Genomic DNA, 25906 nt, shown 5'->3' on the forward strand with positions numbered 1-25906 from the left:
GATGTTATCCTCGTAATGTCGCCGTCAGCCCTTTCTGGCTGGCAAAATTCTCGGCAAATGCCAGCAATTGCGGGGTATCGAGCGGCTTTTCTGGGGCGTTGTAGGGTTCGCCAAGCAGGTGATACTTATTCATGCCCAGCGTGTGGTAAGGCAAAAAATGGATGTCGCTGACGTTCAGCTCGTCGGCGGCAAAGGTAGTAATGGCTTTGATCGACGCTTCGTCAGCATTAAAACCGGGGATCAGTGGCACGCGAATGATCATCTTTTTCCCCGCCTGCGCCAGCCGTTTCAGGTTCTCGAGCACGCGCCTGGCCGAACCGCCAGTCCACTGACGAAACACCGCGTCATCAATGTGCTTCAAATCCGCCAGAAACAGATCAACATAAGGCAAGGAAGGCTCGATATAGCGCCACGGCACATGCAGGCAGGTTTCCACCGCCGTATGAATACCTTGCCGGTGGCTGCTTTGCAGTAGTGCCTGCGCCAGTTGCGGATTCATAAATGGTTCCCCGCCAGAAAGGGTAATACCGCCACCGCTGCGCAGGTAAAAAGGTTTATCTCGCAGCACCACGGCCATGATTTCATCCACACTTTTCGTTTCACCGCAGATGCTCAGCGCCTGGGTTGGGCAGCAATCAGTCAGGGCGTTAAGTTGCGCATCGTTTAGCTTTTCCCGGTGGATCAGCAAACCGTTCAGCGTACGCTCAATGACCTGCGGTGCAGCCTGCTGACACAAATCGCAACCTGCAAGGCACAGGCGTGCATCAAACAGCACATCACGCGTGCGGGATCGGCTTTCCGGGTTCTGGCACCAGCGGCAACTCAGTGAGCAGCCCTTCAGAAAGACCACCGTACGGATGCCGGGGCCATCATGGGTGGAATAACGCTGAATATTGAAAATCATAATTTGCCTCCGGTACTTCATTTGAATATTAAATAACTTTCATATGAAAGTTATTTTGATAAAGGTCAACGCTTAGGCAGGTTGTCGCGTGATAGCGTTAAAGCATGCGAAAACTCACACTTCAGGTGAAAACGATGGAACTCTATCTTGATACCTCTGATGTCGCGGCAGTGAAGAAACTGGCGCGTATTTTCCCGCTGGCGGGTGTAACCACGAACCCCAGCATTGTTGCCAGCGGCGCAGTGCCAATTGAGAAACTGTTGCCCGCCTTGCATGAGGCGCTGGACGGCCGTGGGCGGCTGTTTGCCCAGGTGCTGGCCAATAACGCTGCGGATATGGTGGCTGAAGCGCATAAGCTGCGGGGAATGGTGGCCGATCTGGTGGTGAAAGTACCGGTGACGTCAGAAGGCCTGGCGGCCATCAAGCGCTTAAAGGTTGAAGGTATCCCAACGCTCGGGACCGCCGTTTACGGCGCAGCACAGGGATTGCTGGCGGCGCTGGCGGGCGCAGAGTATATCGCGCCGTATGTTAACCGCGTGGATGCGCAGGGCGGCGACGGAATTCAGACCGTGACGGATTTGCAGCGCCTGCTCACACTGCATGCGCCGCAGTCGAACGTGCTGGCGGCGAGCTTTAAAACACCGCGCCAGGCGCTGGATTGCCTGCTGGCGGGCTGCGCATCTATCACGCTGCCGCTGGATGTCGCACAGCAGATGATTGCCGCTCCGGCGGTGAGTGCGGCCGTTGGGAAATTTGAACAGGACTGGCTGGTGGCCTTTGGACGTGTCACGCTCTGAGTGATAAGCCGGGTGGCGCACCATCCGGCAATAACGTCAGCCGCCGCACACCTCACAGGTGGGATTTCGTGGCAGTTTCATTTCGCGGAACTGGCAGGTCATCGCATCATACATGACGATTTTTCCCGCCGCTGGCGTGCCATAGTGCGCCAGTACTTTTATCGCTTCCATCGCCTGCAACGAACCAATCACGCCCACCAATGGTGCCATCACCCCAGCTTCCACGCAGGTCAACGCGTTTTCGCCAAACAGACGACTCAGACAACGGTAGCAGGGGGTATTTTCTTGCCAGGTAAAGACACTGATCTGCCCCTCCATACGGATGGCCGCGCCGGAAACCAACGGCACTTTATGCTGAAAACAACCCGCGTTGAGTTGATTACGAATGGCGACATTATCAGTGCAGTCCAGCACCAGGTCATGGGCGGCAATTTGCGCGAACAGCGCTGTTTCATCCAGCAGCGCATTGATGACGGTGTACTGTACGTGCGGGTTAATGCGCAGCAGCGATTCACGGGCGGAATCTACTTTTGCCGCACCGATATTCGCATCGCTGTGTAGCGTCTGGCGTTGCAGATTGGAGAACGCCACAGTATCGAAATCGAGCAGCGTCATCTGTCCGGCACCCGCTGCCGCCAGATACTGTGCGGCAGCGCAACCCAGCCCCCCCAGGCCGACCACCAGCACGCTGGCAGTTTTTAACCGCTCCTGACCGTCAAAATCAAAACCACGCAGAATGATCTGCCGGTTGTAGCGCATCATCTCCGCATCGCTGAGTTCAACCATCTTTAGACTCCAAACAGAGGGGTAAACATCTCAACGTCCACCCATTCGCCCGCTTCGACATTGCCGCGCTCGCGCTCCAGCACCACGAAACAGTTACCCTGGCTGAATGAACTGAATATGTGCGAACCCTGATGGCCGGTACTCCGCACTTCCAGCGAGCCATCTTCGCCACGGTTTACTATGCCGCGCTGGAAATCGAGACGCCCCGGTGTCTTTTTCAACCGCTCCATGGCGCGGGCGCGAAAACGCAGCGGCTGGAACGTGGCCGTATCGCCACTCAGTTTTGCCAGCAACGGCTGCACCAGTTGGTAGAAGGTGAGGACAGCGGAAACCGGATTGCCGGGCAGACCGCAGAACCAGCTTTGGCTCAGCTTACCGAAGGCGAACGGTTTGCCGGGCTTAATCGCCAGTTTCCAGAAGGCGATTTCACCCAGTTCGTCGAGGATGGTTTTCGTATAATCGGCTTCGCCTACGGACACGCCACCGGAGCTGATGACCACATCGGCTTGCTGATCTGCGGCAATAAAGGTCGCGCGCAGTTTTTCCGGATCGTCAGGAATAATGCCGAGGTTAATCACCTCGTAACCCAGTTGCGCCAGCATCAGATGGATAGCCAGGCGGTTGGTATCATAAATTTGCCCGTCGGCCAGCGGTTGCCCCGGCAGTTGCAGTTCATCACCGGTAGAGAACAGCGCCACACGGACTTTACGCAACACGGCAACTTCAGCAATACCCAGCGACGCCAGCACTGGCAACTCGGCGGCGGTCAGTTTGGTACCGGCGCGAAACACCACGGCGTTTTTGCTGATATCTTCACCGGCCCTGCGGATATTCTGATTTTGGCGTACCCCGGCGGTAAAGCGGATACCGGCGTCCGTTTGTTCGGTTTGCTCCTGCATCACGACAGCATCGCAACCGGCAGGAATCGGCGCACCAGTCATAATGCGCACGCAGGTGCCAGCCGGCCACTCGCCTGCGAAAGGCTGCCCGGCAAAGGCTTTGCCCGCCACCGGTAAAGCGCTGCCGTTATTGACATCGGCGAGACGCACGGCATAACCGTCCATCGCCGAGTTATCAAAACCAGGGACATTTAGCGGGGAGATAATATCTTCTGCCACTACGCGGCCAAAGCAGGCGATGAGCGGCAATGTTTCGCTTTCTGTCAGCGGCGAGATGTGTGACAACATCTGTGACAGGGCCGTCTCCAGTGAGATCAGGCCATTTGATGATTCCATATTTACTGTCCTGCACAATGCGTTAAGGGACACATTATGGCAGAAAAGGCGTGTCGCCAACACGCTTCGCGGCTACCTCGTTGTAATCACATCGCTTTACATCGTTGTAACGAATTTCTATATTCAGAAATCGTCGGAAACGAAGAGAACCCGGGCAACATAAATGGTGAAAGCGGTAATCGCAATACATGGCGGGGCGGGAGCTATCGCCCGTGCGCAGATGAGCCAGCAACAAGAACTGTGTTATGTCGAGGCGCTCTCTTCGATTGTCGAAACCGGCCAGCGGATGCTGAATGCGGGAGAAAGCGCGCTGGACGTGGTCACTGAAGCGGTGCGCTTGCTGGAAGAGTGTCCGCTGTTCAACGCCGGGATCGGCGCGGTATTCACTCGCGATGAAACCCACGAACTTGATGCCTGCGTGATGGATGGCAACACGCTGCATGCCGGAGCCGTCGCGGGCGTCAGCCGCCTGCGCAACCCAATTCTGGCGGCGCGTCTGGTAATGGAGCAAAGCCCGCATGTCTTAATGATTGGCAAAGGGGCGGAGGATTTCGCCTTTTCGCACGGTATGGCCGAGGTTTCCCCGACGATCTTCTCCACGCCGGCGCGTTTTCAGCAACTGTTGCAGGCGCGGGCAAACGGGCAAACGGTGCTCGATCATGGCTCTGCGCCGCTCGATGAGAGCAAAAAATTCGGTACTGTGGGTGCGGTGGCGCTCGATAAACAAGGGAACCTTGCCGCCGCCACCTCGACCGGCGGTATGACCAACAAACTGCCGGGACGCGTCGGCGACAGCCCATTACCGGGTGCCGGGTGTTATGCCAATAACGCCAGCGTGGCAGTCTCCTGTACTGGTACCGGCGAAGTCTTTATCCGCACACTGGCTGCGTACGATATTGCGGCGCTGATGGACTACGGCGGATTAAGCCTGCACGAAGCCTGCGAAGCGGTAGTGATGGATAAACTCCCGGTGCTGGGGGGGAGCGGCGGGCTGATTGCTATCGATCGTGAAGGCAATGTCGCATTGCCGTTTAACAGTGAAGGCATGTACCGTGCCTGGGGCTATGCTGGCGACGCGCCAAACGTTGGCATTTATCGTGAATAAGGAGAGTGGGGTGTCGTACGGGGTAGAGACAGATGCCGATGTGGTGCTGGATGTCCGCAATCTGAATATCGGTTTTCGTGATGAAAAAGCGCTGGCCCCGGCAGTACGTCACCTTTCATTTTCTCTGAAGCGTGGAGAAACGCTGGCGATTGTCGGCGAGTCCGGCTCCGGTAAATCGGTGACGGCGCTGTCGCTGCTGCGCCTGATTGAACCGGCGGGCGGTGAAGTGAGCTGCGATCATATGCGTCTGACGCGGCGAAATCGCCAGAAAGTGGAGCTGACCCGCCTCTCTTCATCGCAAATGCGCAGCGTGCGTGGTGCTGACATTGCGATGATTTTTCAGGAACCGATGACCTCGCTCAACCCGGTTTTCCCGGTTGGTGAGCAGATAGCCGAGTCGATTCGTCTGCACCAGCGGCTGGGGCGTGAAGATGCGATGAACGAAGCGCGGCGTATGCTCGACCTGGTGCGCATTCCGGAGTCGCAGGCCATTTTATCCAGTTTTCCGCATCAACTGTCCGGCGGCATGCGCCAGCGAGTGATGATTGCCATGGCGCTGTCGTGTCGTCCGGCGGTGCTGATCGCCGACGAGCCGACTACCGCGCTGGATGTCACCATTCAGGCGCAGATCCTGCAACTGATCGCGGTGCTGCAAAAAGAGATGTCGATGGGGGTAATTTTTATCACTCACGATATGGGCGTGGTGGCGGATGTCGCCGATCGGGTGCTGGTGATGAAGGATGGCGAAGCAGTAGAGACTGGCTCGGCCGATCAGGTTTTCAATGCACCGTCTCATCCTTATACCAAAGTGCTGCTGGCCGCGGTGCCTAAACTCGGCGCGATGAATGGCAGCAACCTGCCGCGTCGTTTTCCGCTAATTTCCATGAAAAACCCTCTGTATCAGGAAGCAGAAACCGAACAGAATACCGTGGTACCGGGCGAATCGATTTTGCAGGTGCGCGACCTGGAAGTGCGCTTTCCGCTGCGCAGCGGCATTCTCAACCGCGTGACCAAAGAGGTGCATGCGGTGGAAGGCATCAGCTTTGATCTCTGGCCGGGCGAAACGCTGTCGCTGGTCGGTGAATCTGGCTGCGGAAAGTCAACTACCGGGCGGGCGTTGCTGCGGCTGGTGGAGAGTCAGGGTGGTTCGATTATCTTTAACGGCCAGCGGATCGACACGTTGCCGGACAGTAAATTGAAACAGGTGCGTCGCGATATTCAGTTTATTTTCCAGGATCCTTATGCTTCGCTGGATCCCCGCCAGACGGTAGGCGATTCGATTATCGAGCCGCTGCGGGTGCACAATTTATTAGCGGAAAATGAGGGGCATCAGCGGATTGAGTGGTTGCTGGAACGTGTAGGCCTGAAACCGGAACACGCCTGGCGCTATCCACATGAATTTTCTGGTGGCCAGCGGCAGCGTATCTGCATTGCCCGTGCGCTGGCGTTGAATCCGCGTGTCGTGGTAGCGGATGAGTCGGTCTCAGCGCTGGATGTCTCAATCCGTGCGCAGATTATCAATTTATTACTCGATCTTCAGCGTGAAATGGGGATCGCGTTCCTGTTTATTTCCCACGATATGGCAGTGGTGGAGCGCATCAGCCACCGGGTGGCGGTAATGTACCTTGGGCAGATTGTTGAGATTGGCCCGCGCCGCGCGGTATTCGAAAACCCGCAACACCCCTATACGCGCAAATTAATGTCGGCGGTTCCGGTGGCTGATCCTGCGCATACCCATGCGCAAAGAGTGCTGCTATCTGATGACATGCCCAGCAATATCCTCAAGCTCGGCGAGTCTATGCAACGCGTGCAGTTGCAGAATGTGGGGCCGGGGCACTATGTCGCCTGTTCCACGCCTGGCAGTACGCAGTCCCGTTTTTAACTGAGCAGTGGCAGGGTTATTCAGGAGAGCAACATGACACAATTCGTTTACCGGCACTGGCGGCTCGTTGCAGGCGTGTTGTTCGCGCTGACCGCCGCGCAGGCCTTTGCCGCGAAAGACGTGGTGGTCGCGGTTGGCTCCAATTTCACCACACTCGATCCCTATGATGCCAATGACACGCTGTCGCAGGCGGTAGCGAAATCCTTTTATCAGGGGCTGTTTGGCCTGGATAAAGATATGAAACTGGAGAATGTGCTGGCACAAAGCTACACGGTTTCTGCCGACGGGCTGATCTACACTATTTTCCTGCGTCAGGGCGTGAAGTTTCAGGATGGAACCGATTTTGACGCCGCTGCCGTTAAGGTCAACCTCGATCGCGCCAGCGATCCGGATAACAGCCTGAAGCGCTACAACCTGTATAAAAATATCGATTTAACCGAAGTGGTGGACCGCTACACGGTAAAAATCATTCTTAAGCAGCCTTTCTCGGCGTTTATCAATATCCTGGCGCATCCGGCAACGGTGATGATCTCCCCGGCGGCGCTGAAAAAGTACGGCAAAGATATCGGTTTTCATCCAGTAGGTACTGGCCCGTATGAACTGGAAGCCTGGAATCAGACCGACTTTGTGAAAGTGAAGAAGTTCGATGGCTACTGGCAAAAAGGGCTGCCAAAACTCGATTCCATCACCTGGCGTCCGGTGGTGGATAACAATACCCGTGCGGCAATGCTGCAAACCGGCGAGGCGCAGTTCGCATTTCCGATCCCTTATGAGCAGGCGGAAGTGCTGAAGAGAAACAGTAAACTTGAACTGGTCGCCAGCCCGTCGATTTTGCAGCGTTACATCAGCATGAACGTCACGCAAAAGCCTTTTGATAACCCGAAAGTGCGCGAAGCGATTAACTACGCGATCAACCGCCCGGCGCTGGTGAAGGTAGCTTTTGCCGGTTTCGCCACGCCCGCGACCGGCGTGTTGCCACCGTCGATTCCCTATTCACAGGCGTATCAGCCCTGGCCTTACGATCCGGCAAAAGCCCGCGAGCTGCTGAAAGAGGCGGGTTATCCGCAGGGCTTCAGCACGACGCTATGGTCGTCGCATAACCACAGTACCGCGCAGAAAGTATTGCAGTTTACCCAGCAACAACTGGCGCAGGTGGGGATTAAAGTGCAGGTGACAGCAATGGATGCCGGGCAGCGTGCGGCGCAAGTGGAAGCCGAAGGGCAGAAACAGAGCGGTGTACGCATGTTTTATACCGGCTGGTCGGCCTCAACGGGCGAAGCGGACTGGGGGCTGTCGCCGCTGTTTGCTTCATGGAACTGGCCGCCAACGCAGTTCAACACCGCGTTTTACAGTAACCCGCAGGTGGATAAAGATTTTGCCGATGCGCTGAAAACCACCAACCCGCAAGAGAAAGAGCGTTTGTATAAACAGGCGCAGGACATCATCTGGCAGGAGTCGCCATGGGTGCCGCTGGTGGTGGAAAAGCTGGTCTCCGCGCATAACAAGAAGCTGACCGGTTTCTATATCATGCCCGATACCGGGTTCAGTTTTGACAATGCTGATTTGGTGAAATAACTGACTCATTCCACCTTGGCTTGATGGAAGGGGGCATGAGGGAACGAGCGATGCTGAATTATATTATTAAACGTCTGCTGGGCCTGATCCCGACGCTACTGATTGTGGCCGTGCTGGTGTTTCTGTTTGTGCATTTACTGCCCGGCGATCCGGCCCGGCTGATTGCCGGGCAGGAGGCTGATGCACAGGTAATTGAACTGGTGCGCCGTCAGCTTGGGCTGGATCAGCCGCTGTGGTTACAGTTCTGGCACTACATTACCAGCGTGTTGCAGGGGGATTTCGGCACGTCGATGGCGTCCCGCCGCCCGGTGGCGGATGAGATCGCCAGCCGCTTTATGCCGACGCTGCTGCTAACCCTCACCAGCATGTTCTGGGCGATGTTGTTCGGGCTGGGTGCCGGAATTGCCGCAGCCGTGTGGCGCAACCGCTGGCCGGATCATCTGGGAATGGCGCTGGCGGTCACTGGGCTCTCATTCCCCGCTTTTGCGCTGGGGATGTTGCTGATGCAAATCTTCTCCGTTGAGTTGGGCTGGCTGCCGACCGTGGGCGCTGATAGCTGGCAGCACTATATTTTGCCTTCTCTGACGCTGGGCGCGGCTGTGGCCGCCGTGATGGCGCGCTTCACCCGCGCTTCGTTTGTCGATGTGCTGAATGAAGATTATATGCGTACCGCGCGCGCTAAAGGCGTCAGCGAACGCTGGGTGATCCTTAAGCACGGTCTGCGTAATGCGATGATCCCGGTCGTCACGATGATGGGGCTACAATTTGGCTTCCTGCTGGGCGGCTCGATTGTGGTGGAAAAAGTCTTTAACTGGCCGGGGCTGGGGCGTTTGCTGGTGGACTCGGTGGAAATGCGCGACTACCCGGTGATCCAGGCAGAGGTGCTGCTCTTCTCGCTGGAATTTATTCTTATCAACTTGGTGGTTGATGTGCTCTACGCCGCGCTCAACCCTGCTATCAGGTATAAGTAAGGATGCGATTGTTTAACTGGCGCCGACAGGCGATTTTGAACGCCATGCCGGTAGTGAAACCTGGACATGTCCGCACGCCGTGGCATGAGTTCTGGCGACGTTTTTGCCGTCAGCCGCTGGCTATGGCCGCCGGGCTGTTTGTGTTGCTGCTGATCCTGCTGGCGGTGATTGCACCGTGGATTGCCCCCTACGATGCGGAAACCTACTTCGACTATGACCGGCTGAATGAAGGGCCGTCGCTGGTGCACTGGTTTGGCGTCGATTCTCTGGGCCGCGATATCTTCAGTCGCGTGCTGGTTGGCGCGCAGATCTCGCTGGCGGCCGGTCTTTTTGCCGTAATGATTGGCGCAGCCATTGGTACGGTGCTTGGGCTGCTGGCGGGGTATTACGAAGGCTGGTGGGATCGCCTTATCATGCGCATCTGTGATGTGCTGTTTGCTTTTCCCGGCATTTTGTTGGCAATTGCAGTGGTGGCGGTGATGGGCAGCGGGATGGCGAACGTGATCATCGCCGTGGCTGTGTTTTCGGTCCCCGCTTTTGCCCGTCTGGTGCGTGGCAACACACTGGTGCTAAAACAGCAGACGTTTATCGAGTCGGCGCGCAGCATCGGTGCCAGCGATACGGTGATTTTGTTTCATCATATTCTGCCGGGAACGGTATCGTCGATTGTGGTCTATTTCACCATGCGTATTGGCACCTCGATTATCTCTGCCGCCAGCCTGTCATTTCTCGGCATGGGCGCGCAGCCGCCAACGCCGGAGTGGGGCGCGATGCTCAACGAAGCCCGTGCGGATATGGTGATTGCCCCGCATGTGGCGCTGTTTCCATCACTGGCGATCTTTCTGACGGTGCTGGCGTTTAACCTGTTCGGCGACGGTCTGCGCGACGCGCTGGATCCGAAGATTAAAGGGTAAGGCCGATCAGATAGCGTGCCGGATAGCGGCTTCGGCTTATCCGGCCTGAGGGAAATGGGGTACCGCAGAAACAACAAACCCGGCATTGGCCGGGTTTTCATGGGATTAAACGCGGGTGCCCCACAGGTCGTACTCGTCGGCGTTTTCCACTTTTACGCGGATCACATCGCCCGGTTTGACACGTGTTTCACCGTTCAGGTACACCGCGCCGTCGATCTCTGGCGCATCTGCCATGCTGCGGCCAATCGCGCCTTCTTCATCCACTTCATCAATGATGACGAGAATTTCGCGGCCGATTTTTTCCTGCAAACGTTCCGCCGAGATCTGCTGTTGCAACTGCATAAAGCGGTTCCAGCGCTCCTCTTTCACCTCTTCCGGCACCTGATCCGCCAGTTCGTTGGCCGTTGCACCCTCCACCGGGCTGTATTTGAAGCAGCCGACGCGATCCAGACGCGCTTCTTTCAGGAAATCCAGCAGCATCTGGAAATCTTCTTCGGTTTCGCCTGGGAAGCCAACGATAAAGGTGGAGCGCAGCGTCAGATCCGGGCAAATCTCACGCCACTGTTTGATACGCGCTAATTGACGATCGACCGAACCCGGACGCTTCATCAGCTTAAGAATGCGCGGGCTGGCGTGTTGCAGCGGGATATCCAGATACGGCAGGATTTTCCCTTCTGCCATCAGCGGAATAACATCATCAACGTGCGGATACGGATAAACGTAATGCAGGCGCGTCCAGATGCCAAGTTTCGCCAGTTGCTCGCACAGACCAACCATACTGGTTTTCACCGGCTCACCGTTATGGAAGCCCATACGGTGTTTCACATCCACGCCATAAGCGGAGGTATCCTGTGAGATCACCAGTAACTCTTTCACGCCTGCATCGGCCAGACGTTTGGCTTCGGCCAGCACGTCACCAATCGGACGGCTTACCAGATCGCCACGCATCGACGGGATGATGCAGAAGGTGCAACGGTGGTTACAGCCTTCGGAAATTTTCAGATATGCGTAGTGACGTGGCGTCAGTTTTACGCCCTGTTCCGGCACCAGGCTGATAAACGGGTTATGCTGCGGTTTCGGCACATAGTGATGAACATGGGAAAGCACCTGCTCATAGCTGTGTGGCCCGGTGATTTCCAGTACCTTCGGATGCACTTCGCGGATTTGATCTTCTTTCGCGCCCAGACAGCCGGTCACGATAACTTTGCCATTTTCGTTCAGCGCTTCGCCGATGGCTTCCAGCGACTCTTGCACCGCACTGTCAATAAAGCCGCAAGTATTGACGATAACCATATCGGCATCGTTATAAGTCGGGACAACGTCGTAACCTTCAGTGCGCAGCTCGGTAAGGATGCGTTCAGAATCGACCAGGTTTTTCGGACAGCCTAGTGATATAAATCCAATCTTAGACATTTTTTGTACAATCAGTTGCTCACAATGCCGGGGATTATATAGATGACGCAACTTTATAGCTACATCAGGTGGTCAACAGATCGCCAGGCGAGGGGAACAACAAGGTAGGAACAGGCAACTAGCGGCGGCAAAAGCCTATGCTGAAGAAGCTGGCCTTAAAAGGGTTGAAATTATTGAGCCTGGCGTCAGTGCATTTCGCGGGAAGAATCGGGCGGGTAAATTGGGCGACTTCATAGACGCCATAAAAAACAATGCGATACCGTCTGACTCCTGGCTTTACTGTGAGAACCTTGACAGAATTTCACATGATCAGGTAGATGAAGTACTGCGTTTATTCCTTGAGTTGATAGGTTTAGAGCTAACGATTGTCACGGGAATGGACTTAAAAGACATAAAAATAAAGAAGCACAAATGCTAAAGCGTTCGGCTTTGAATTTCTATTTGTAGGTACTCGCTTGAGTAGTTAATGTACTTCTTCTTGAAAGTACCTGATACTGGCGAGTACATACAAATATCATTCAATTTCTTTTTTTCATTAAGTATATAAAAGTAGGGGGCGGCACTACGTGCCTAAAGTATTTCGCTGTACCGCTTCGCTCAAAGGGCAGGGTATCGGGCTGTTAAAGCCCTTTATGTATTTATATATACCCTTGTTATTATTCCAATCAGAGGGGTGAAATTCTTTGTAGAGAAACAATTATGTTGAGTGCCTATAGCTGCCTTCCTACGATTTTTATAGGTCTGCTCAATGCACTATCCATATGTTAGAATCCCCATATGCAAACAGCAGGGAAAACAAAATACAAATAATGAGGATGACATACGACGACATTGATAAAAATGGCTATGCCAAATTACACGTCTATGGAATAGGAACTTTCTCGGTATTCAGTGGGCAAAACCCATATACCAATGATCCCAATTGTGCGTTCATGCCAAATAGTGCAATACCTACTGGACGGTACTGGATAGTTGATAGGCCAACTGGCTCTACATTGAATAAGATCCGGACATGGGGCGTTGATACAATCACAGGAAATGACCATTCAGAATGGTTTGCACTCTTCAGTGCTCAAACCATGACGGATAGCATAATGATTAATGGTGTATCGCGTGGTAGTTTCCGGTTACATCCTCTCAGGCCGGATGGTTCTGGTATCTCAGAGGGGTGCATTACTTTCGTTAATCGGGTCGATTTTTATGCTGTACGTGGTCAGTTGCTCCGTACTAAAAAGGTTAAAGTAACAGGATCAAGGACTGGATTGATGGCATATGGTTATGTTGATGTGCAAGGGGGGAGCGACTATGCGAAGTGCAGGATTCGTTAAGAATGCGGCCATATACAGTATCTGTATTGTTTTTGCATGGTGGCTATCAAGTTTCGGTAAACCTCTCAATGGACTAACGCAATGGGTCATGGATACCGCCTATAGTACTTTCGGTTCCGGCCTGAGTGGGTCATATGAAGCTGATGCAGATCCGATAAGGTTCGTTGCCTTAATCCTGATGGTACTTATCTACGCTACCATACTGTTCTTGCTCACACGCTTGGTACTAAGAAAGTTTCAGGCCAATCGCTAATACCTCATTTTATTAAGTACCCTCACTGAATATGGTGAGGGTATTTTTAAAATAGTTATATATTCTGTTTTAGTGCTTAATTCATAATTAATAGTAAATACATAGAAAGGTTAGCAGTACTAACCTACTATGGAGTTTACGAAAGGATAAGAATGGAATTTAATACATATGAGGATGGAACATACTATTTTCTCTACGTTACTGAGGAAGCACGGATTGAAACTAATGGTATTAATGGTTTGCAAATGGAAACCCCCGATTCGAGGGTAAGGGGTTTAGGTGATCCGTTCCAGTACTTAAACATAAGAGAACGAAAGGATGAGTACTTTAACGAATCATTAATTAATCCATATATTGAAACATTAATTATAGCGGTGAAGATACTCCACCGCTTGTTAAATGTTGTAGATTCTAATTAGAGAAATGGAAAAGATTATTCATGTCATTTTTTAAGGATGCATGTGTTTTTCTTAATTTTTTAGCAGTTTCTACCAACATTCTTCCATAGTTTTGATTGTAATGATAACGCTCATGAATATCATTTACATCAAAACCTATAACCTCCCGTAATCCTTCTAAAGCTAATTGATTGCTAAAGAAATAATCTTCGAAAACGGACTCGTCCTTTGGTGATACTTTCCAAAAGGTAAGTGACTGCAATTCACTTTTCAAAGCTACTAACTTTATTTGTAATTGATCAATGACTTCTCGTTCAGTTTTAACTAACTGTGCATAATTTATTGGTTCTATTTCTGGTTCAGTATTATTGAGATTACGTACATTTTCATATGTTTTTAATACTTCTAAAGAAAAAAGGTCACAGTTAGTCCAGAATTTAGTAACGTGATTTAATTCATTTTCCTTTATTTTAGTTTGAAACCAATTTTTAGCGTTCCATGCAGCATATAGGGCTGCACCAGCCATAATAAGATTGGCAATAGAACTAAACCAGTCACTAACCGAACCCCACTCGAAACCTTCATTGCCAGAAAAAAGAAACTTTATAAGTACCAAGCATGTAATTATTAATAATGTAGAAACTATTGTTATAAGAGCGATATTTGCTTTTCTGCAGTCCATCGAAAGATGTTCCTAAATTTATGAAAGGTAGTGCAATTACTTTACCATTAATCACCGAATAACGTACACTCCGGTTTCACGCTACACCTACAAAGGGGTTTGGTTTGTTAGGTGTAGGTTTAGCATGAATCAGCGTTTTTTCTTAAATATACGGTCGCTAACGATAAAAGCAACTATCAGAAATATGACCGTAGATATCAGGGCGTAATCTTCCCAAAAGGCTACAGCTAACATACCAAATATTATAGATAATCCAATTGGTATATAGACTTGAGTAACAAGCCTAACTAATTCAGCCCAAAATACAGAGAGCATCTTTTTCATCGAATAATCCTAAGAATATCAGAAACAATATCGTTATCACTTTTTTGGTACTGATTGAATACATTCACTTTATTAATTACGGGTTCAATAAGGAAATATAACATTTCAAGATCACGCCCGTAGAGATCTCTATAGTAGCGTGGGTTAGTGTGGCGAAGTCGTTCAACTGCCTGGGATGCTTCTTGTACGTAGCCATAAACCCCCGCAACAACTACACCACGGGTACTCCACTTTGTCAGTGCTGAACTAATGGATACTTGCATAGAAAGCGAAGAGGCCGCCAACGTAGCGATACTGTAGGAAATCGTGAACTTAGTCAGGGTCGCAGTTGTGAAACCAGCACCAGCTTTAGATAAGGTTAGAGTGATGTTCCTGATACGCTGGTCTGAGAGATTTTCAAACATATAGTTGATATATATTTCAAGCATATCTCTTATAGTGTCTTGATGCTTTACAAGTACTACAAGAGCTTTCAAGAACCTCTTATCTTCTTGCTTTAAACGTGTACAAACGTCCTGGTAGTTGTCGAAGAAGCAAGAGCTGTACCACGAAAGTCTTTCTACCCCTAAGTATATTAAATGAGCCTGTTGTACGGCTTGCTGTTGGACACCAGCAAGGCTTTTATCTAGCAGGTTAGCCATGTAGCGATCAGCATCAAGTTTATTCAGTATAAGCGAGTTGTAGCTCATGAAAACTTCCCGTGTTTCTCCCTATCCATATCTCACATAACAGTAATAAACCTCAGAATGATAAACAAGATGTATCTACCGCTTAAGTAGCAGTTCCAGCAGGTGATAACAGAAGACGTTGCTTAACGCAATGGCGATGTTGCCAAAAGCGACATTCAGCCATAAATCGCTGTGGTTTCTCGAAGGTGATGGCGACCGCAAGGCTGATGATGAAAACACGACTTCTGGTGTGCTGAGCGCCATACAACACAGAGTTTCCCGCCTGCGCGCTGATGATTTGCCTGTTACGTATTTGCTCTATCCAGGGCTGACGCACGGTGCGATGTTTGATGCGTCGATGAACGTGGTCATCTTGCATATGTCCGGGGAGTCGCTGCTCGCATCGTATTAAAAAAGGCCGTATCTGCGGCCTTCGCTTTATCGGGCAAAGACGTAAATTAGTTCAAAAATCATGGCGGGAATGCAGTAATCTTTGGTGAATTCTTCAAGGTCGGCAGTGTTCTCCTTGAAATGCTGCAACATCTTATCCACCGCCTGCGCTTCATCTTTGGCTTCGGTCTCAAAAGGCATTTTATGAAAGCCTTCCTCTTTCAATTGACGACGCTTTTCTGCAGACATTATGTTTTTCTCATGGGCATTCACTGTGATGTCATTGACGTAAAATTGCCATTTTTTCATCTCATTTCCTCGTGTATGAACCGGGCTGAGGTATTTATACTCGTTAGTGTTCAGAGCGGCTGTGAAAGTGACGACAATTTACGCGCCGCGCATTTTTTAACATCGTGATGGTATTGCCTACACGTCAGCCCCTTCTCTGGTGGATAAATTTCATGCCATGATGGTTTTTTCAGTTGGTGAGGGTGGGGAAGATGGTACAAGAGTGGCATAAAGACGGCTTTCTGATCAGTACTGACGTAGAAAAACAGGATATTACGGAAATTCACCGCTATCTGACGCGCTCAACCTGGGCTCCGGGCATCGACAGAGAGACGGTGGCATTGTCGGTGCAAAACAGCCTCAATTTTGGCCTTTTCCATGACGGCGCGCAGATAGGTTTTGCCCGCCTGATTACCGATTACGCCACCTTTGCGTATCTCTGCGATGTCTATGTGCTGGAAGAGTACCAGGGCCAGGGGTTAGGGCGCTGGCTGATCGATTGCTGGCATGCGCATCCGGTGTTTGAGAAATTACGCCGCATTATGCTGTTTACCAGCACCGCGCCCTGGCTGTACGAAAAGTTTGGCTATCAGCCAATCAATAGACCAAATTATACCTGGTCGATTGCCCGACCGGATATCTACCTGAGAGCCAAAAAATCGTCCCGGCAAGCTTAACGCAGTGCCTCCGTGTTGGTGGAGGTATCTATTCCACAACGTATTCCACGACGAGAGAGTTTTTCCATCTCATCCGGTATGGCTTTGTTCTCCGATTCGCACGGAGGGTTTTGCCTTGAGAAGAAGATCGCGTTGCCCGCCATCGGAACGGCGGTAAACGCTGTACGCCAGTACTAAAATGCCGAATAACCTCTTGAATTGATGCATTGATCTTAGGTTCGACAGATAACCTTTTTTTGAGTCCGGAACGAAGTATCGATAACTGATGCGAAATTTTTCTATAAGATCAATCCATGCCAATACAATCGTCAAAACTTATTTTTAAATAAAGCTCATTGCGTGTTTTTGATTATTTCCTTCTCTGGGTTAGTCATGAAAAACTCCCATTCATCTCTTTTTTAATGTGGTCGAAAGGATTTTGAACAACCATTTTATTGCTTCCGTTTAAAAAACATAAAGAATCCCCCTGTGGTGTAAGTCATAGGGAGGGGCTGATTTATATTTTTATAAAGATAACTGTATCTGCTAATAATATAAAAACACTCAAAGCTTTATAAGATTACTATAATTCATCTTATTTTTTTAAAAATATAGAGTGTGATAACTACGCAAGCAATATTACCGATAAGAGATGTCATTAGCAATTGATCAAATGACTGCGAAAGAATATCTATAATGCCATCGCATGTATCCACATTCATAGTTCCTGTTGACGGAGGTGAGTTATATTTCATGGTTAATCCATAACCAAAAACAGGTATCATAACAGCTATAATATAGAAAATAACTGTAGCAATAATCCCCATCCACCTTAATACTGTTTTATTTAGCATCAGAAGTCCCACCCAACAACCCGCCTATTGACCCTGCTGAATAACCTGTTGATGAACCCGCTTTGGATAAACCCTCAGTAGATAATTCAAACGATTTCCCACGGAAATCAGACTTCGATGGAGTAAAACCGTTTATATTTTGATATTGCTCTTTGAATTTTTCGGTAAAATTTATAACATTCATTGACGATAGTTCTCTACTTTTATTACTTAAATATTTTTTCAGTGATGTAGGAATTGTGAAATCTTCGTGTCCTTCTATTGGTATGCCTGTTGTTGAAACATATCTTGTATTAAAAACATGTGAACCTGCTTTACTAATTGCATTTACAGTATGAGTTGTACAGTTACTTCCGGTCAAATGGTATCCATCAATGACCTTACCATTTCTCTTAGTACGTTCACCCATATCTTTAGTCACTTGCGGTGTAGTTCCTGAGTCCCATAATTTTTGAAACACATCTCTGGCACGTAGAAGGCCAACATCATTTATTTTGTAAACTACAGCTTCGCGTTGATAAAGTTCCTCTCGATAATATAAACGAGCATCATCACCCTTCATGAATAGCAATATACCATCGCCAGTTAGTCCAGCCATACCAACTCGCCCGAAACGTCCGTATGTATATACAAAAATTTTATTACTTTGGTGTACAGAAACAAAAGCATGCCCAGCCTCCTGTACCTCAACCCAAATATAAACACCATCACGTAATGGATTATCATCAGGAGTGCATGTCTTAGCATAATCATTATGTTTCTTTGCAACTTGAGCATGCTGTACTGGTTCTTCCACTTCTGCTGGTAAAGCAACCGCTAAGGGGGCAGGAGCAACTCCAGGTGCTGCTTTAAATGGTTTTGCTTCCTCAACCCCGTAGGATGCGTAGGGAAAAGATGAAATGAATCTTGCTCTACAGGGACATGTACTCCGGCTATGCAAAGTTCCTGCTGCTACTACGCCGTCAATCCAGTAATTAGGGATGCCACCTACAATATGGTATAACTTGCCATCTTTACCACAAGATACAGAGTCGCCATTTCTCGCGGTCGAAATTCCTTCCAACCTGTGATTTGGGGAGCCTGAAAGTATATTACCACCGCATGTTGTTTTGTCGCCTTTACGAAGAAAATGACCAGTCGGCATTGTATCATCCTTAATGAAGTTTATTGGCAGGTTTAGAATCATTTACAGACAGAGAAGATACGATTCACATTTTTTCTCAATGGAGTAGGTGGACACAGTATTGTGATGTAGCACTGATCATTGGCATCGTGGTTACAAGTTCCATTGATACAGCGTTACGGGCATGTTCTTTTATCAGATCTATGTATAGTGAGTTCTGGTGATCCATTGCCTCACAATAGTGACCAAACTCTTCATGCAAATAATTATTCGTTCCCTCAAAAAGGAATTCGTCGAATTTCAGGGTTATTTTATTTGTAACGGAATCTAAGCCATCACCGATAGGGAATGATCCATGAAATTGTAGGGTGCGGTAAAGATCGGTATGTAAAACGAGGTTTCTGAAATCGCCGATTGAGAACCCAAACACCAGCATAATGCCGTAGTGTGATTTATGGGGTTTAGTGTTGATCATCATTTACCCTCATCCGGGCTACTGAGAAAAGTAAAGCTGGGCTGATGTCATCGTTTTTTGCTGGTGTATAAAAAAGAATTTTTTTGATCATAACGTCCCTTTACTTATGGTTTTTATTTGAGCACTTATTGTCACATAAATCATAAGGGTATGCATTAAAAATTTGCGTTAAGTGCTACCGGATGAGGAGGTAAAGGTATCGGGGTTACTGTGTCGAGTTTCCGTAAGCAAAAGCATAGAGGGATACTTTTTTTTCGGGGATAAACATTTTTGTATGCTTTGGTTACTTGTGCTTAAGTCTTTTTCATCGCTGTTAGGGTTCTGTTTCAGTCATTCGTTGAAATACACATTGCTCTGAGTATTTAAGTGGCTTTTCGCGTGCATGTAGAATGTATATTTAATAAGTGATATAGTTCAGAGCTAAAATTGATTCTGTATTTTATTAACGAAATCTTGATATGGTTTTTTACCATTCACTACACTTTAATTGCGATAAATAATGTACCAAAACGCCGAATAACCTCTTGAATTGATGCATTAGTCTCAGATTCGACAGATAACTGTTTTGAGTTCGGAACGAAGTATTAATAACTGATACGTAATTCATCTCTATTTTTAATGGGGTCAAAAGTATTTTCCGGGAGCTCTGCTTCATTAATTAAATACTTAATGGTTTTTATATAACTATTATTGAAGATATTCTTCAATATGCTTTAATTTCTATCTCAATAAATCTGAAGATGGAACGTTTTTAATTTTTGTTAGCGCATAATTCAGGGATAAAGCAGCGAATTACCACTGCTCTGTCCATAAAACATCATGCCAGGCAGTTTGTACAATGACTGAATGTGTTAGATCCCCCCTGCATAATGTATATTGAACGTTGCAATATTCTGCGAGCGTGCTTCCAACAATAGCAATCAGTTCATAAAGTTAGCTATAATCCCTTGTCGCGTGTAATGGCTTTCCTTATGGTTACACCGCGCCTGCAAAATCAGGCGTCGGGATTAGCCTCCTGAAGACCATACAGGTGACACGTAGTAGAAGTGTCGCGCGTCTGGCTGCATCACAATGGTGGGCCGGACGGGGGCGTCGCAAGACGCACCGGTTTCTGTATGGCCGGTAAGGCTAACCCCGTCTGGTTCTGCCACCCGCGAGATTAGCCTCTCCGGTGGCGGATATATACCACATACAGAAGGCGATTCTTATGGCTACACCCTCAACCTTTCCACTTGCATTACTGACTGTCCCTTTTCATTACGCGACCGATTTCACCGAGCTTGCGGATAACTGCGAACGTTTTACCGAAGTGATGGTGGAGTGCGACGACCCGGCGCATAAAATGGCGCTCTGCGGGCGGCTCTCTGCCTGCCTGGCGCTGCTGCAATCCACGTTGCAGGAACCTGTTCCCGACCTTATCAAAGCCAGTCTGACGGTTGATCATCTCCCTACCCGATCCCCGGTGTTTGAGGCCGAAAGCGATCAGTTATGTCGTTACTGCCAGTTGCTGACGCAGTTATTAATAAGCGGCTCACTGGCAAGCAGTCAGCAACGCGTCGTTGGCGATTTGCTGTCTACGCTGATCAGTTTCTTTGCCGATACGCTGAAAATGCCGCGCTGGCTGCGTACCGATGACGGGGTAGTGGAGCTCGACGTGTTTCTCTGAGCCGAATTGCCGGAGCCAGTAGGCTCCGGCAGATCAGTCAGCATTGCCTGCGGGTGGTGTCAATGAGGTGGTTAGCAAATCGTAAAAGTACTCTGTATCTCGTCACACCATCCCATTATTACCATGGCGCAAAAATGCCGGGCGCTGGTTCAGTCGCGCAAACCACGCGTCGATAGCGGGCACCTCCGGATGTTCAAACGGCGTCATTTTCCAGCGGTTCACCGACAGCCCCAGCACCACATCCGCCAGCGTGAAGGTATCGCCTGCGGCAAAGGCACCGGTGCGTTGCAGCTGCTGCTCCAGAATGCCGATGCAGTGGTTCCACTCTTTGATTCCCGCCTCAATGGCTTTTGGATCGTTAAAGGCCGGGTTTTTGCGCGCCAGCGCGGGGAAGACATAGCGCCAGGCGTTGTTAAACTCGGTGGCCTGCCAGTCCATCCAGTGCTCCACCATGGCGCAGGCCTGCGGTTCGGCAGGCAATAGATCATTGCGCCCCGTTTTACGCGCCAGGTAGCGGCAAATCGAGTTTGATTCCCATAGCACAAACTCATCATCCAGCAGGACGGGCACCATGGCGTTCGGGTTCAGTGCACGGAATGCGTCGGTCTCGGTGGAGGCAAAACCGCTGCCGTAATCTTCCTGTAAATAATCCAGCCCCGCTTCCTCGCAGGTCCACAACACTTTACGCACATTGATAGAAGAAGTTTTGCCAAGGATTTTGAGCATATTACGAACGTCCGTCTGCGTGATTAATCGTTTAAAAACAATACACCAGCTAAATGCATTCCCGCCACTTGCGCCGTAGCACCAGCGTGGTGCAGTGCCTTGTTGTGGCTCACCAAAACAGGGACAGCGTAACGTAACAATTCGCTAACGTTATGACGGTAAAGCAAAAACAACCTGGCACAGCACTTGCAAAAGCGAGAGCGCAGTGCAACACACAATTTGAAAATAGCTGGCTAGGGTTCCGGTTCACTTTGGTGAATGACTGGTCCAAGAGCTGGCGACCTCTGCGAGGTTACACGGCGGGACAAAAACCCGGGAGACAGCAGCACCAATGGGTGTCGCGCTGCCCCCCTAACTTTGTGCCAATCAGAGGTCAAGAATGAAGAAATTTCCATTGTTCCGCTCTCTTGTGTTGTCGCTGGCGATGCTGGTCAGTCTCCCCACCTTTGCCGCCGTGAAAAAAGAGTTCAACATCTGCTGGACTATCTACGCCGGATGGATGCCGTGGGGCACCATCAGCAGTAGCAAAATCATTGATAAATGGGCCAGCAAATACGGTATCAAGATCAATATTGTGCAACTGAATGACTATATTGAATCCATCAACCAGTACACCGCTGGCCAGTTTGATGGCTGCACCATGACCAATATGGATGCGCTGACCATTCCGGCTGCGGGCGGCGTTGACAGTACAGCGCTGATCCTCGGCAGTTACTCCGAAGGCAACGACGGCGTCGTAATGAAAGGCGAGGGCAAAACCCTCAAAGATTTGAAAGGGATGAAAGTCTACCTGCCAGAACTCTCCGTTTCTCACTATCTGCTGGTGCGCGGGCTGGAAAAAGCCGGGCTGGCGGAGAAAGACGTCACCGTGGTGAACACCTCCGATGCGGATATTGTCTCGGCGTTTGGTACGCCAAATGTGCAGGCTGCCGTCGCCTGGAACCCGCAGCTCTCCGTGATTAAAGCCACGCCGAAAACCACCGAAGTCTTTAGCTCCTCGCAAGTGCCGGGCGAATTGATCGACATGATGGTGGTCAACAGCGCCACCCTGAAAGATAACCCGGCACTGGGTAAAGCGCTCACCGGCGCATGGTACGAAATGATGGGCTTGATGAAAGCGCAGGACGCCACGGTACTTAATTCGATGGCCGCCGCTTCCGGCACCGATCTGGCCGGTTACAAGGCACAACTGAAAACCACCCACCTGTTCTATACCCCGGCGGACAACATTGCTTTTGTGACGTCAGCAGAGCTGGCGAAAACCATGCAGCGCGTTGCGTCATTCTCCTTTGAGAAAGGCCTGCTCGGCGATGGTGCGCAGAGCGCGGATTTTATCGGTATGACCTTCCCCGGCAATGTTACGCAGGGCGATGCGAATAACGTGAAACTGCGCTTTGACGACAGCTTCGTGAAGATGGCCGCTGCCGGCAAGCTGTGATAACTGACGGAGTTCGCCATGCGACAAATTAATCGCCATCCCACCCCTGGCATGCGGACGCTGCTGATCCTGCTGCCTTTTGTCCTGCTGCTGGCCGCCTATTTTATGGGCTCGGCAGTACGGCTGGAGGCCAACCCGCAGGACAAGCTGCTGCCCGGCCTGCAAGAGATGCTGGACGCACTTTCACGGATGGCGTTTACCCCGGATAAACGTAGCGGCGAATACCTGTTCTGGATGGACACACTGGTGAGCCTCGGCCGCTTGTTAATGGGCCTGGCTATCGCCTCGGTGATCGGGCTGTGCATTGGCATCACTTCCGGCGTTTTCCCGCTGTGGCGGGCGTCGTTGTCGCCACTCATGACCGTGCTGTCGATGATCCCGCCACTGGCGATTTTACCGGTGCTGTTTATCGTTTTCGGACTCGATGAGCTGTCGAAAGTGATGCTGATTGTTATTGGCATCACGCCGATGCTGGCCCGCGATCTGGAGCAGCGCGCCTGTGAAATCCCGGCGGAGATCCTGATCAAAGCGCAGACGCTTGGCGCCAATAGCTGGACGCTGGTTCTGCGGGTGGTGTTGCCGCAGCTGCTATCGCGCCTGCTGATGTCGCTGCGTCTGTTGCTGGGGTCGGCGTGGCTGTTTCTCATCTCGGCAGAGGCCATTTCCTCCACTGCCGGGCTGGGCTACCGCATTTTCCTTGTGCGTCGCTATATGGCGATGGACATCATCATCCCGTACGTCCTGTGGATCACGTTGCTGGCGTGGCTGATGGATCTGGCGCTGCGTCAGTTACACAAAACCTGTTTTCCCTGGGCGGAAGGAGGGAAGGCATGAGCTTTATCACTATCGACAATATCTGGCAGGAGTACGGCGACCATGTGGTGCTGGAGCGCCTGAACTTGCAGGTGAAAGAGGGGGAGTTTTGCTCGATGGTCGGTGCGTCCGGCTGCGGCAAATCAACCTTTCTGCGCCTGCTGCTCGGCCAGGAAAAACCGAGCCGCGGTGTCATCACGCTGGCGGGTAAACCGTTGAGCGCCGAACCGGATCGTAGCCGTGGCGTGGTATTTCAGCGCTACTCGGTGTTCCCGCATCTCACCGTGCTGGATAACGTCGCCATTGGCCTCGAACTTCCGCAATCCCCGTTCTTTGGGCGTTTTTTTGGCGCGAAAAAGCACGCTGCCCGCGAGCAGGCCAGAGAATTGCTGGAAAAAGTCGGCCTTGGCCACGCGCTGAAGAAATATCCGGCGCAGCTCTCTGGTGGTATGCAACAGCGTTTAGCCATCGCTCAGGCTTTCATTATGCAACCGCGCGTCCTGCTGCTGGATGAGCCGTTTGGTGCTCTTGACCCCGGGATCCGTAAAGAGATGCATGCGCTGCTGCTGCAACTGTGGAGTGAAACCCGCATGACGGTCTTTATGGTAACCCACGATCTTTCAGAAGGCTTCAATCTCGGCACCCGTCTGCTGGTGTTCGACAAGGTGCGTATTGATCCGCAAGCACCCAATGCTTACGGCGCACGCATCACCTATGACATCCCGCTCAACGAAACGCGGCTCTCCGCAATGAGCGGCGCGAAGCCCGATAACGTCTACGCATTAAGGAGATAATCCTGTGAACCCAATTTCTGTTCTTCGCGACGAGATCCTGCCTGGCGGCGGCCATCTCTCTTTTATCCTCAAACGCGGGCAGATCCTGCGCATGACCGACATCGAAGGCGGCGCAAACGTCAGCCTGATGATGTTCAACGCTCATGAAAAAAGTGAGCGCCTGAACCTGCCGGATACCCTGAAAGGCCAGCACACCGCACGCTTGACGGCCGGGCACTGTTTCTACTCCGATATGGGGCGCGTGCTGGCGGGCATCACTGCCGATACCAGCGGCTGGCACGATCCTTTTGGCGGCGTGTTGAACGCAGCCGAAGTGGCAGAAAAGTATGGCCAGGGACGCTACCAGGAGCTGCGCAATGGCTTCTTCCGTAACGGTGCGGATAACCTGCTGGTGGAAATGGGTAAGTGGGATCTCAACCTCGAAGATCTGCTGATGGTGGTTAACTTCTTCAGCAAAGTGTCGGTCGATGATAACGGCCAGTTCACTTTCCACAGCGGCCATTCTCAACCGGGAAGCTATGTCGAACTGTTTGCGCCGATGGATGTGCTGGTCGTGCTGACTGCGCTGCAACATCCGATGGACCCTTCCCGCGAGTATGCACCGCGTCCGGTACAACTGAGCTGGCGGCAGGCTGACGATGAGCAGGCGATGATCAATACCCTGCTGACGCGCCCGGAAAACAGCCGCGCTTTTACTAATACCCAACTTTTCGCCCTGTAAGGAGCCGCACGATGACTGTTGCCAGCGAAAAACAAGCCCAGCATGCCGTTTTCCGCCATGTGATCCCGGCGGGTGAACCGTATCTGTTTGAAGTGAAAAAAGGCCAGACGCTGCGTCTGTTGGATCTGGAAGGAAACCAGGCCATTGATACGCTGTTCTACAATGCGCAGAACCCGCGTGAACGCTACGATGCCCAGCGCACCCTGCGTCGGCAGAACAACGCCTATCTTACCCGCGGCAGCGTACTGTACTCCAACCTCGGCAACCCGCTGCTGACCATTGTCGCTGATACCTGCGGTCGCCACGACACCCTCGGTGGCGCTTGTGCACAGGAGAGCAATACTGTGCGTTATGCGCTGGATAAACGGCACATGCACAGTTGCCGCGATAACTTTCTCTGTGCCTGCCTGCACGATGGTCGGCTGCAAAAGCGCGACATTGGCGCAAACATCAACTTCTTTATGAACGTGCCGGTAACCCCAGAGGGTGGGCTGACATTTGAAGATGGTATCTCTGCGCCGGGTAAATATGTCGAATTACGCGCTGAGTGCGATGTCATTGTGCTGATCTCCAACTGCCCGCAACTCAACAATCCATGCAATGGCTGGAACCCAACGCCTGCGGAAGTGCTGGTATGGAACTGACGCCAAATTGCTGGCAGCGGCTGCGCCTGGCGCGTTACCACCTCTGCGCGGTACGCATTCTGCTGTAATCGCATTTTCCCCAT

Annotated in this window: 29 protein-coding genes and 1 riboswitch; of the genes, 17 read left to right on the top strand and 12 right to left on the bottom strand. The window is 50.9% G+C overall.

What is annotated here, in order from left to right; translation table 11 throughout:
• Positions 1-4 precede the first annotated feature (4 nt).
• Complete coding sequence (locus BM427_RS03210) at positions 5-904, bottom strand: glycyl-radical enzyme activating protein (RefSeq protein ID WP_090119150.1); 900 nt, start codon at positions 902-904, stop codon at positions 5-7.
• Between the two features lie 134 nt (positions 905-1038).
• Here BM427_RS03210 and fsa point away from each other — a divergent pair, with 134 nt between their 5' ends.
• A complete protein-coding gene (fsa, locus tag BM427_RS03215; RefSeq protein WP_090119152.1) occupies positions 1039-1701 on the top strand; it encodes a fructose-6-phosphate aldolase in 663 nt (220 codons plus the stop codon).
• Positions 1702-1737: 36 nt separating this feature from the next.
• Here the strand turns inward: fsa and moeB are convergent, their stop codons facing one another.
• Entirely contained in the window at positions 1738-2487 is a 750-nt protein-coding gene (moeB, locus tag BM427_RS03220; protein WP_090119154.1) for a molybdopterin-synthase adenylyltransferase MoeB, read from the bottom strand.
• A gap of 2 nt (positions 2488-2489) precedes the next feature.
• A complete protein-coding gene (gene moeA / locus BM427_RS03225) occupies positions 2490-3722 on the bottom strand; it encodes a molybdopterin molybdotransferase MoeA (protein WP_090119156.1) in 1233 nt (410 codons plus the stop codon).
• A gap of 163 nt (positions 3723-3885) precedes the next feature.
• On the opposite strand from moeA, the gene iaaA reads away from it, so the two are divergent.
• The 5 genes from iaaA to gsiD are packed head-to-tail and all read left to right on the top strand — an operon-like array spanning position 3886 to position 10169.
• Positions 3886-4827 carry a beta-aspartyl-peptidase gene (gene iaaA, locus BM427_RS03230; RefSeq protein WP_090119158.1) on the top strand — a complete coding sequence of 314 codons (942 nt, stop codon included), beginning with the start codon at positions 3886-3888 and terminating at the stop codon, positions 4825-4827.
• Positions 4787-6709 carry a glutathione ABC transporter ATP-binding protein GsiA gene (gene gsiA, locus BM427_RS03235; protein WP_090119160.1) on the top strand — a complete coding sequence of 641 codons (1923 nt, stop codon included), beginning with the start codon at positions 4787-4789 and terminating at the stop codon, positions 6707-6709. Before iaaA ends, gsiA begins: the two co-directional genes overlap by 41 nt.
• Positions 6710-6742: 33 nt before the next feature.
• Entirely contained in the window at positions 6743-8284 is a 1542-nt protein-coding gene (gsiB, locus tag BM427_RS03240) for a glutathione ABC transporter substrate-binding protein GsiB (RefSeq protein WP_090119162.1), read from the top strand.
• Between the two features lie 50 nt (positions 8285-8334).
• Complete coding sequence (gene gsiC / locus BM427_RS03245) at positions 8335-9255, top strand: glutathione ABC transporter permease GsiC (RefSeq protein WP_090119164.1); 921 nt, start codon at positions 8335-8337, stop codon at positions 9253-9255.
• 2 nt (positions 9256-9257) lie between these two features.
• Complete coding sequence (gene gsiD / locus BM427_RS03250) at positions 9258-10169, top strand: glutathione ABC transporter permease GsiD (protein ID WP_090119166.1); 912 nt, start codon at positions 9258-9260, stop codon at positions 10167-10169.
• A gap of 105 nt (positions 10170-10274) precedes the next feature.
• Here the strand turns inward: gsiD and rimO are convergent, their stop codons facing one another.
• Positions 10275-11582, bottom strand: coding sequence for a 30S ribosomal protein S12 methylthiotransferase RimO (rimO, locus tag BM427_RS03255; protein ID WP_090119168.1), 1308 nt, complete (start codon positions 11580-11582; stop codon positions 10275-10277).
• 79 nt (positions 11583-11661) lie between these two features.
• Here rimO and BM427_RS03260 point away from each other — a divergent pair, with 79 nt between their 5' ends.
• The 3 genes from BM427_RS03260 (at position 11662) to BM427_RS03275 (ending at position 13582) form a co-directional block, all read left to right on the top strand.
• Positions 11662-12000: a recombinase family protein gene (locus BM427_RS03260; protein WP_244316617.1), complete on the top strand. Its 339-nt coding sequence runs from the start codon at positions 11662-11664 to the stop codon at positions 11998-12000.
• 397 nt (positions 12001-12397) lie between these two features.
• Entirely contained in the window at positions 12398-12910 is a 513-nt protein-coding gene (locus BM427_RS03265; protein WP_367888881.1) for a DUF2778 domain-containing protein, read from the top strand.
• 405 nt (positions 12911-13315) lie between these two features.
• Complete coding sequence (locus BM427_RS03275) at positions 13316-13582, top strand: hypothetical protein (RefSeq protein WP_090119172.1); 267 nt, start codon at positions 13316-13318, stop codon at positions 13580-13582.
• Here the strand turns inward: BM427_RS03275 and BM427_RS03280 are convergent.
• From BM427_RS03280 to BM427_RS03290, 3 genes are all read right to left on the bottom strand, one after another.
• Positions 13575-14243 (bottom strand): hypothetical protein, encoded by a 669-nt coding sequence (locus BM427_RS03280; RefSeq protein WP_090119174.1) that lies wholly within the window; start codon positions 14241-14243, stop codon positions 13575-13577. The two genes, BM427_RS03275 and BM427_RS03280, sit on opposite strands and share 8 nt — an antisense overlap.
• Positions 14244-14372: 129 nt before the next feature.
• Entirely contained in the window at positions 14373-14567 is a 195-nt protein-coding gene (locus tag BM427_RS03285) for a hypothetical protein (protein WP_090119176.1), read from the bottom strand.
• Positions 14564-15256 (bottom strand): hypothetical protein, encoded by a 693-nt coding sequence (locus BM427_RS03290; protein WP_090119178.1) that lies wholly within the window; start codon positions 15254-15256, stop codon positions 14564-14566. The genes BM427_RS03285 and BM427_RS03290 overlap by 4 nt, the downstream gene beginning before the upstream one ends.
• Before the next feature lie 118 nt (positions 15257-15374).
• On the opposite strand from BM427_RS03290, the gene BM427_RS03295 reads away from it, so the two are divergent.
• Positions 15375-15647 (top strand): alpha/beta hydrolase, encoded by a 273-nt coding sequence (locus BM427_RS03295; protein WP_175539122.1) that lies wholly within the window; start codon positions 15375-15377, stop codon positions 15645-15647.
• A 26-nt stretch (positions 15648-15673) separates the two neighbouring features.
• On the opposite strand, the gene BM427_RS03300 is transcribed toward BM427_RS03295, so the two are convergent.
• Entirely contained in the window at positions 15674-15934 is a 261-nt protein-coding gene (locus tag BM427_RS03300) for a hypothetical protein (protein ID WP_090119180.1), read from the bottom strand.
• A 191-nt stretch (positions 15935-16125) separates the two neighbouring features.
• On the opposite strand from BM427_RS03300, the gene BM427_RS03305 reads away from it, so the two are divergent.
• A complete protein-coding gene (locus BM427_RS03305) occupies positions 16126-16590 on the top strand; it encodes a GNAT family N-acetyltransferase (RefSeq protein ID WP_090119182.1) in 465 nt (154 codons plus the stop codon).
• Positions 16591-17159: 569 nt separating this feature from the next.
• Here BM427_RS03305 and BM427_RS25180 read toward each other — a convergent pair.
• From BM427_RS25180 to BM427_RS03315, 3 genes are all read right to left on the bottom strand, one after another.
• Positions 17160-17423: a hypothetical protein gene (locus BM427_RS25180; protein WP_139234376.1), complete on the bottom strand. Its 264-nt coding sequence runs from the start codon at positions 17421-17423 to the stop codon at positions 17160-17162.
• Positions 17413-18567, bottom strand: a complete 1155-nt coding sequence (locus BM427_RS03310; protein ID WP_090119184.1) for a PAAR domain-containing protein — start codon at positions 18565-18567, stop codon at positions 17413-17415. Before BM427_RS03310 ends, BM427_RS25180 begins: the two co-directional genes overlap by 11 nt.
• A gap of 76 nt (positions 18568-18643) precedes the next feature.
• Positions 18644-19024 carry a hypothetical protein gene (locus BM427_RS03315; RefSeq protein WP_090119186.1) on the bottom strand — a complete coding sequence of 127 codons (381 nt, stop codon included), beginning with the start codon at positions 19022-19024 and terminating at the stop codon, positions 18644-18646.
• 1204 nt (positions 19025-20228) lie between these two features.
• Between BM427_RS03315 and BM427_RS03320 the strand changes: the two genes are divergently transcribed.
• Positions 20229-20687, top strand: a complete 459-nt coding sequence (locus BM427_RS03320) for a hypothetical protein (protein ID WP_090119188.1) — start codon at positions 20229-20231, stop codon at positions 20685-20687.
• Positions 20688-20789: 102 nt separating this feature from the next.
• On the opposite strand, the gene BM427_RS03325 is transcribed toward BM427_RS03320, so the two are convergent.
• Positions 20790-21413, bottom strand: a complete 624-nt coding sequence (locus BM427_RS03325) for a glutathione S-transferase family protein (protein ID WP_090119190.1) — start codon at positions 21411-21413, stop codon at positions 20790-20792.
• A 222-nt stretch (positions 21414-21635) separates the two neighbouring features.
• A riboswitch (guanidine-I (ykkC/yxkD leader) is annotated at positions 21636-21734 on the top strand.
• 58 nt (positions 21735-21792) lie between these two features.
• On the opposite strand from BM427_RS03325, the gene BM427_RS03330 reads away from it, so the two are divergent.
• From BM427_RS03330 to BM427_RS03350, 5 genes are read left to right on the top strand one after another with little or no spacing between them, the layout of a single operon-like run.
• A complete protein-coding gene (locus BM427_RS03330) occupies positions 21793-22851 on the top strand; it encodes a putative urea ABC transporter substrate-binding protein (RefSeq protein WP_090119192.1) in 1059 nt (352 codons plus the stop codon).
• Positions 22852-22869: 18 nt separating this feature from the next.
• Positions 22870-23685, top strand: coding sequence for an ABC transporter permease (locus BM427_RS03335; RefSeq protein WP_090119194.1), 816 nt, complete (start codon positions 22870-22872; stop codon positions 23683-23685).
• Positions 23682-24458 (top strand): ABC transporter ATP-binding protein, encoded by a 777-nt coding sequence (locus tag BM427_RS03340; RefSeq protein ID WP_090119196.1) that lies wholly within the window; start codon positions 23682-23684, stop codon positions 24456-24458. The genes BM427_RS03335 and BM427_RS03340 overlap by 4 nt, the downstream gene beginning before the upstream one ends.
• 4 nt (positions 24459-24462) lie before the next feature.
• Positions 24463-25179 carry an urea amidolyase associated protein UAAP1 gene (locus BM427_RS03345; protein ID WP_090119198.1) on the top strand — a complete coding sequence of 239 codons (717 nt, stop codon included), beginning with the start codon at positions 24463-24465 and terminating at the stop codon, positions 25177-25179.
• Positions 25180-25190: 11 nt separating this feature from the next.
• On the top strand, positions 25191-25823 hold the full coding sequence (locus BM427_RS03350; protein ID WP_090119199.1) for an urea amidolyase associated protein UAAP2: 633 nt from the start codon (positions 25191-25193) through the stop codon (positions 25821-25823).
• Positions 25824-25906 lie beyond the last annotated feature (83 nt).

Source organism: Kosakonia arachidis, from assembly GCF_900116535.1.
GTDB classification, from domain to species: Bacteria; Pseudomonadota; Gammaproteobacteria; order Enterobacterales; family Enterobacteriaceae; genus Kosakonia; species Kosakonia arachidis.

Bases quoted from the DNA above. Each gene is read 5' to 3' on its own strand.
- BM427_RS03210 (WP_090119150.1), bottom strand. From the start codon at position 904: ATGATTTTCAATATTCAGCGTTATTCCACCCATGATGGCCCCGGCATC.
- fsa (WP_090119152.1), top strand. From the start codon at position 1,039: ATGGAACTCTATCTTGATACCTCTGATGTCGCGGCAGTGAAGAAACTG.
- moeB (WP_090119154.1), bottom strand. From the start codon at position 2,487: ATGGTTGAACTCAGCGATGCGGAGATGATGCGCTACAACCGGCAGATC.
- moeA (WP_090119156.1), bottom strand. From the start codon at position 3,722: ATGGAATCATCAAATGGCCTGATCTCACTGGAGACGGCCCTGTCACAG.
- iaaA (WP_090119158.1), top strand. From the start codon at position 3,886: ATGGTGAAAGCGGTAATCGCAATACATGGCGGGGCGGGAGCTATCGCC.
- gsiA (WP_090119160.1), top strand. From the start codon at position 4,787: ATGCTGGCGACGCGCCAAACGTTGGCATTTATCGTGAATAAGGAGAGT.
- gsiB (WP_090119162.1), top strand. From the start codon at position 6,743: ATGACACAATTCGTTTACCGGCACTGGCGGCTCGTTGCAGGCGTGTTG.
- gsiC (WP_090119164.1), top strand. From the start codon at position 8,335: ATGCTGAATTATATTATTAAACGTCTGCTGGGCCTGATCCCGACGCTA.
- gsiD (WP_090119166.1), top strand. From the start codon at position 9,258: ATGCGATTGTTTAACTGGCGCCGACAGGCGATTTTGAACGCCATGCCG.
- rimO (WP_090119168.1), bottom strand. From the start codon at position 11,582: ATGTCTAAGATTGGATTTATATCACTAGGCTGTCCGAAAAACCTGGTC.
- BM427_RS03265 (WP_367888881.1), top strand. From the start codon at position 12,398: ATGACATACGACGACATTGATAAAAATGGCTATGCCAAATTACACGTC.
- BM427_RS03275 (WP_090119172.1), top strand. From the start codon at position 13,316: ATGGAATTTAATACATATGAGGATGGAACATACTATTTTCTCTACGTT.
- BM427_RS03280 (WP_090119174.1), bottom strand. From the start codon at position 14,243: ATGGACTGCAGAAAAGCAAATATCGCTCTTATAACAATAGTTTCTACA.
- BM427_RS03285 (WP_090119176.1), bottom strand. From the start codon at position 14,567: ATGAAAAAGATGCTCTCTGTATTTTGGGCTGAATTAGTTAGGCTTGTT.
- BM427_RS03290 (WP_090119178.1), bottom strand. From the start codon at position 15,256: ATGAGCTACAACTCGCTTATACTGAATAAACTTGATGCTGATCGCTAC.
- BM427_RS03300 (WP_090119180.1), bottom strand. From the start codon at position 15,934: ATGAAAAAATGGCAATTTTACGTCAATGACATCACAGTGAATGCCCAT.
- BM427_RS03305 (WP_090119182.1), top strand. From the start codon at position 16,126: ATGGTACAAGAGTGGCATAAAGACGGCTTTCTGATCAGTACTGACGTA.
- BM427_RS25180 (WP_139234376.1), bottom strand. From the start codon at position 17,423: ATGCTAAATAAAACAGTATTAAGGTGGATGGGGATTATTGCTACAGTT.
- BM427_RS03310 (WP_090119184.1), bottom strand. From the start codon at position 18,567: ATGCCGACTGGTCATTTTCTTCGTAAAGGCGACAAAACAACATGCGGT.
- BM427_RS03315 (WP_090119186.1), bottom strand. From the start codon at position 19,024: ATGATGATCAACACTAAACCCCATAAATCACACTACGGCATTATGCTG.
- BM427_RS03320 (WP_090119188.1), top strand. From the start codon at position 20,229: ATGGCTACACCCTCAACCTTTCCACTTGCATTACTGACTGTCCCTTTT.
- BM427_RS03325 (WP_090119190.1), bottom strand. From the start codon at position 21,413: ATGCTCAAAATCCTTGGCAAAACTTCTTCTATCAATGTGCGTAAAGTG.
- BM427_RS03330 (WP_090119192.1), top strand. From the start codon at position 21,793: ATGAAGAAATTTCCATTGTTCCGCTCTCTTGTGTTGTCGCTGGCGATG.
- BM427_RS03335 (WP_090119194.1), top strand. From the start codon at position 22,870: ATGCGACAAATTAATCGCCATCCCACCCCTGGCATGCGGACGCTGCTG.
- BM427_RS03340 (WP_090119196.1), top strand. From the start codon at position 23,682: ATGAGCTTTATCACTATCGACAATATCTGGCAGGAGTACGGCGACCAT.
- BM427_RS03350 (WP_090119199.1), top strand. From the start codon at position 25,191: ATGACTGTTGCCAGCGAAAAACAAGCCCAGCATGCCGTTTTCCGCCAT.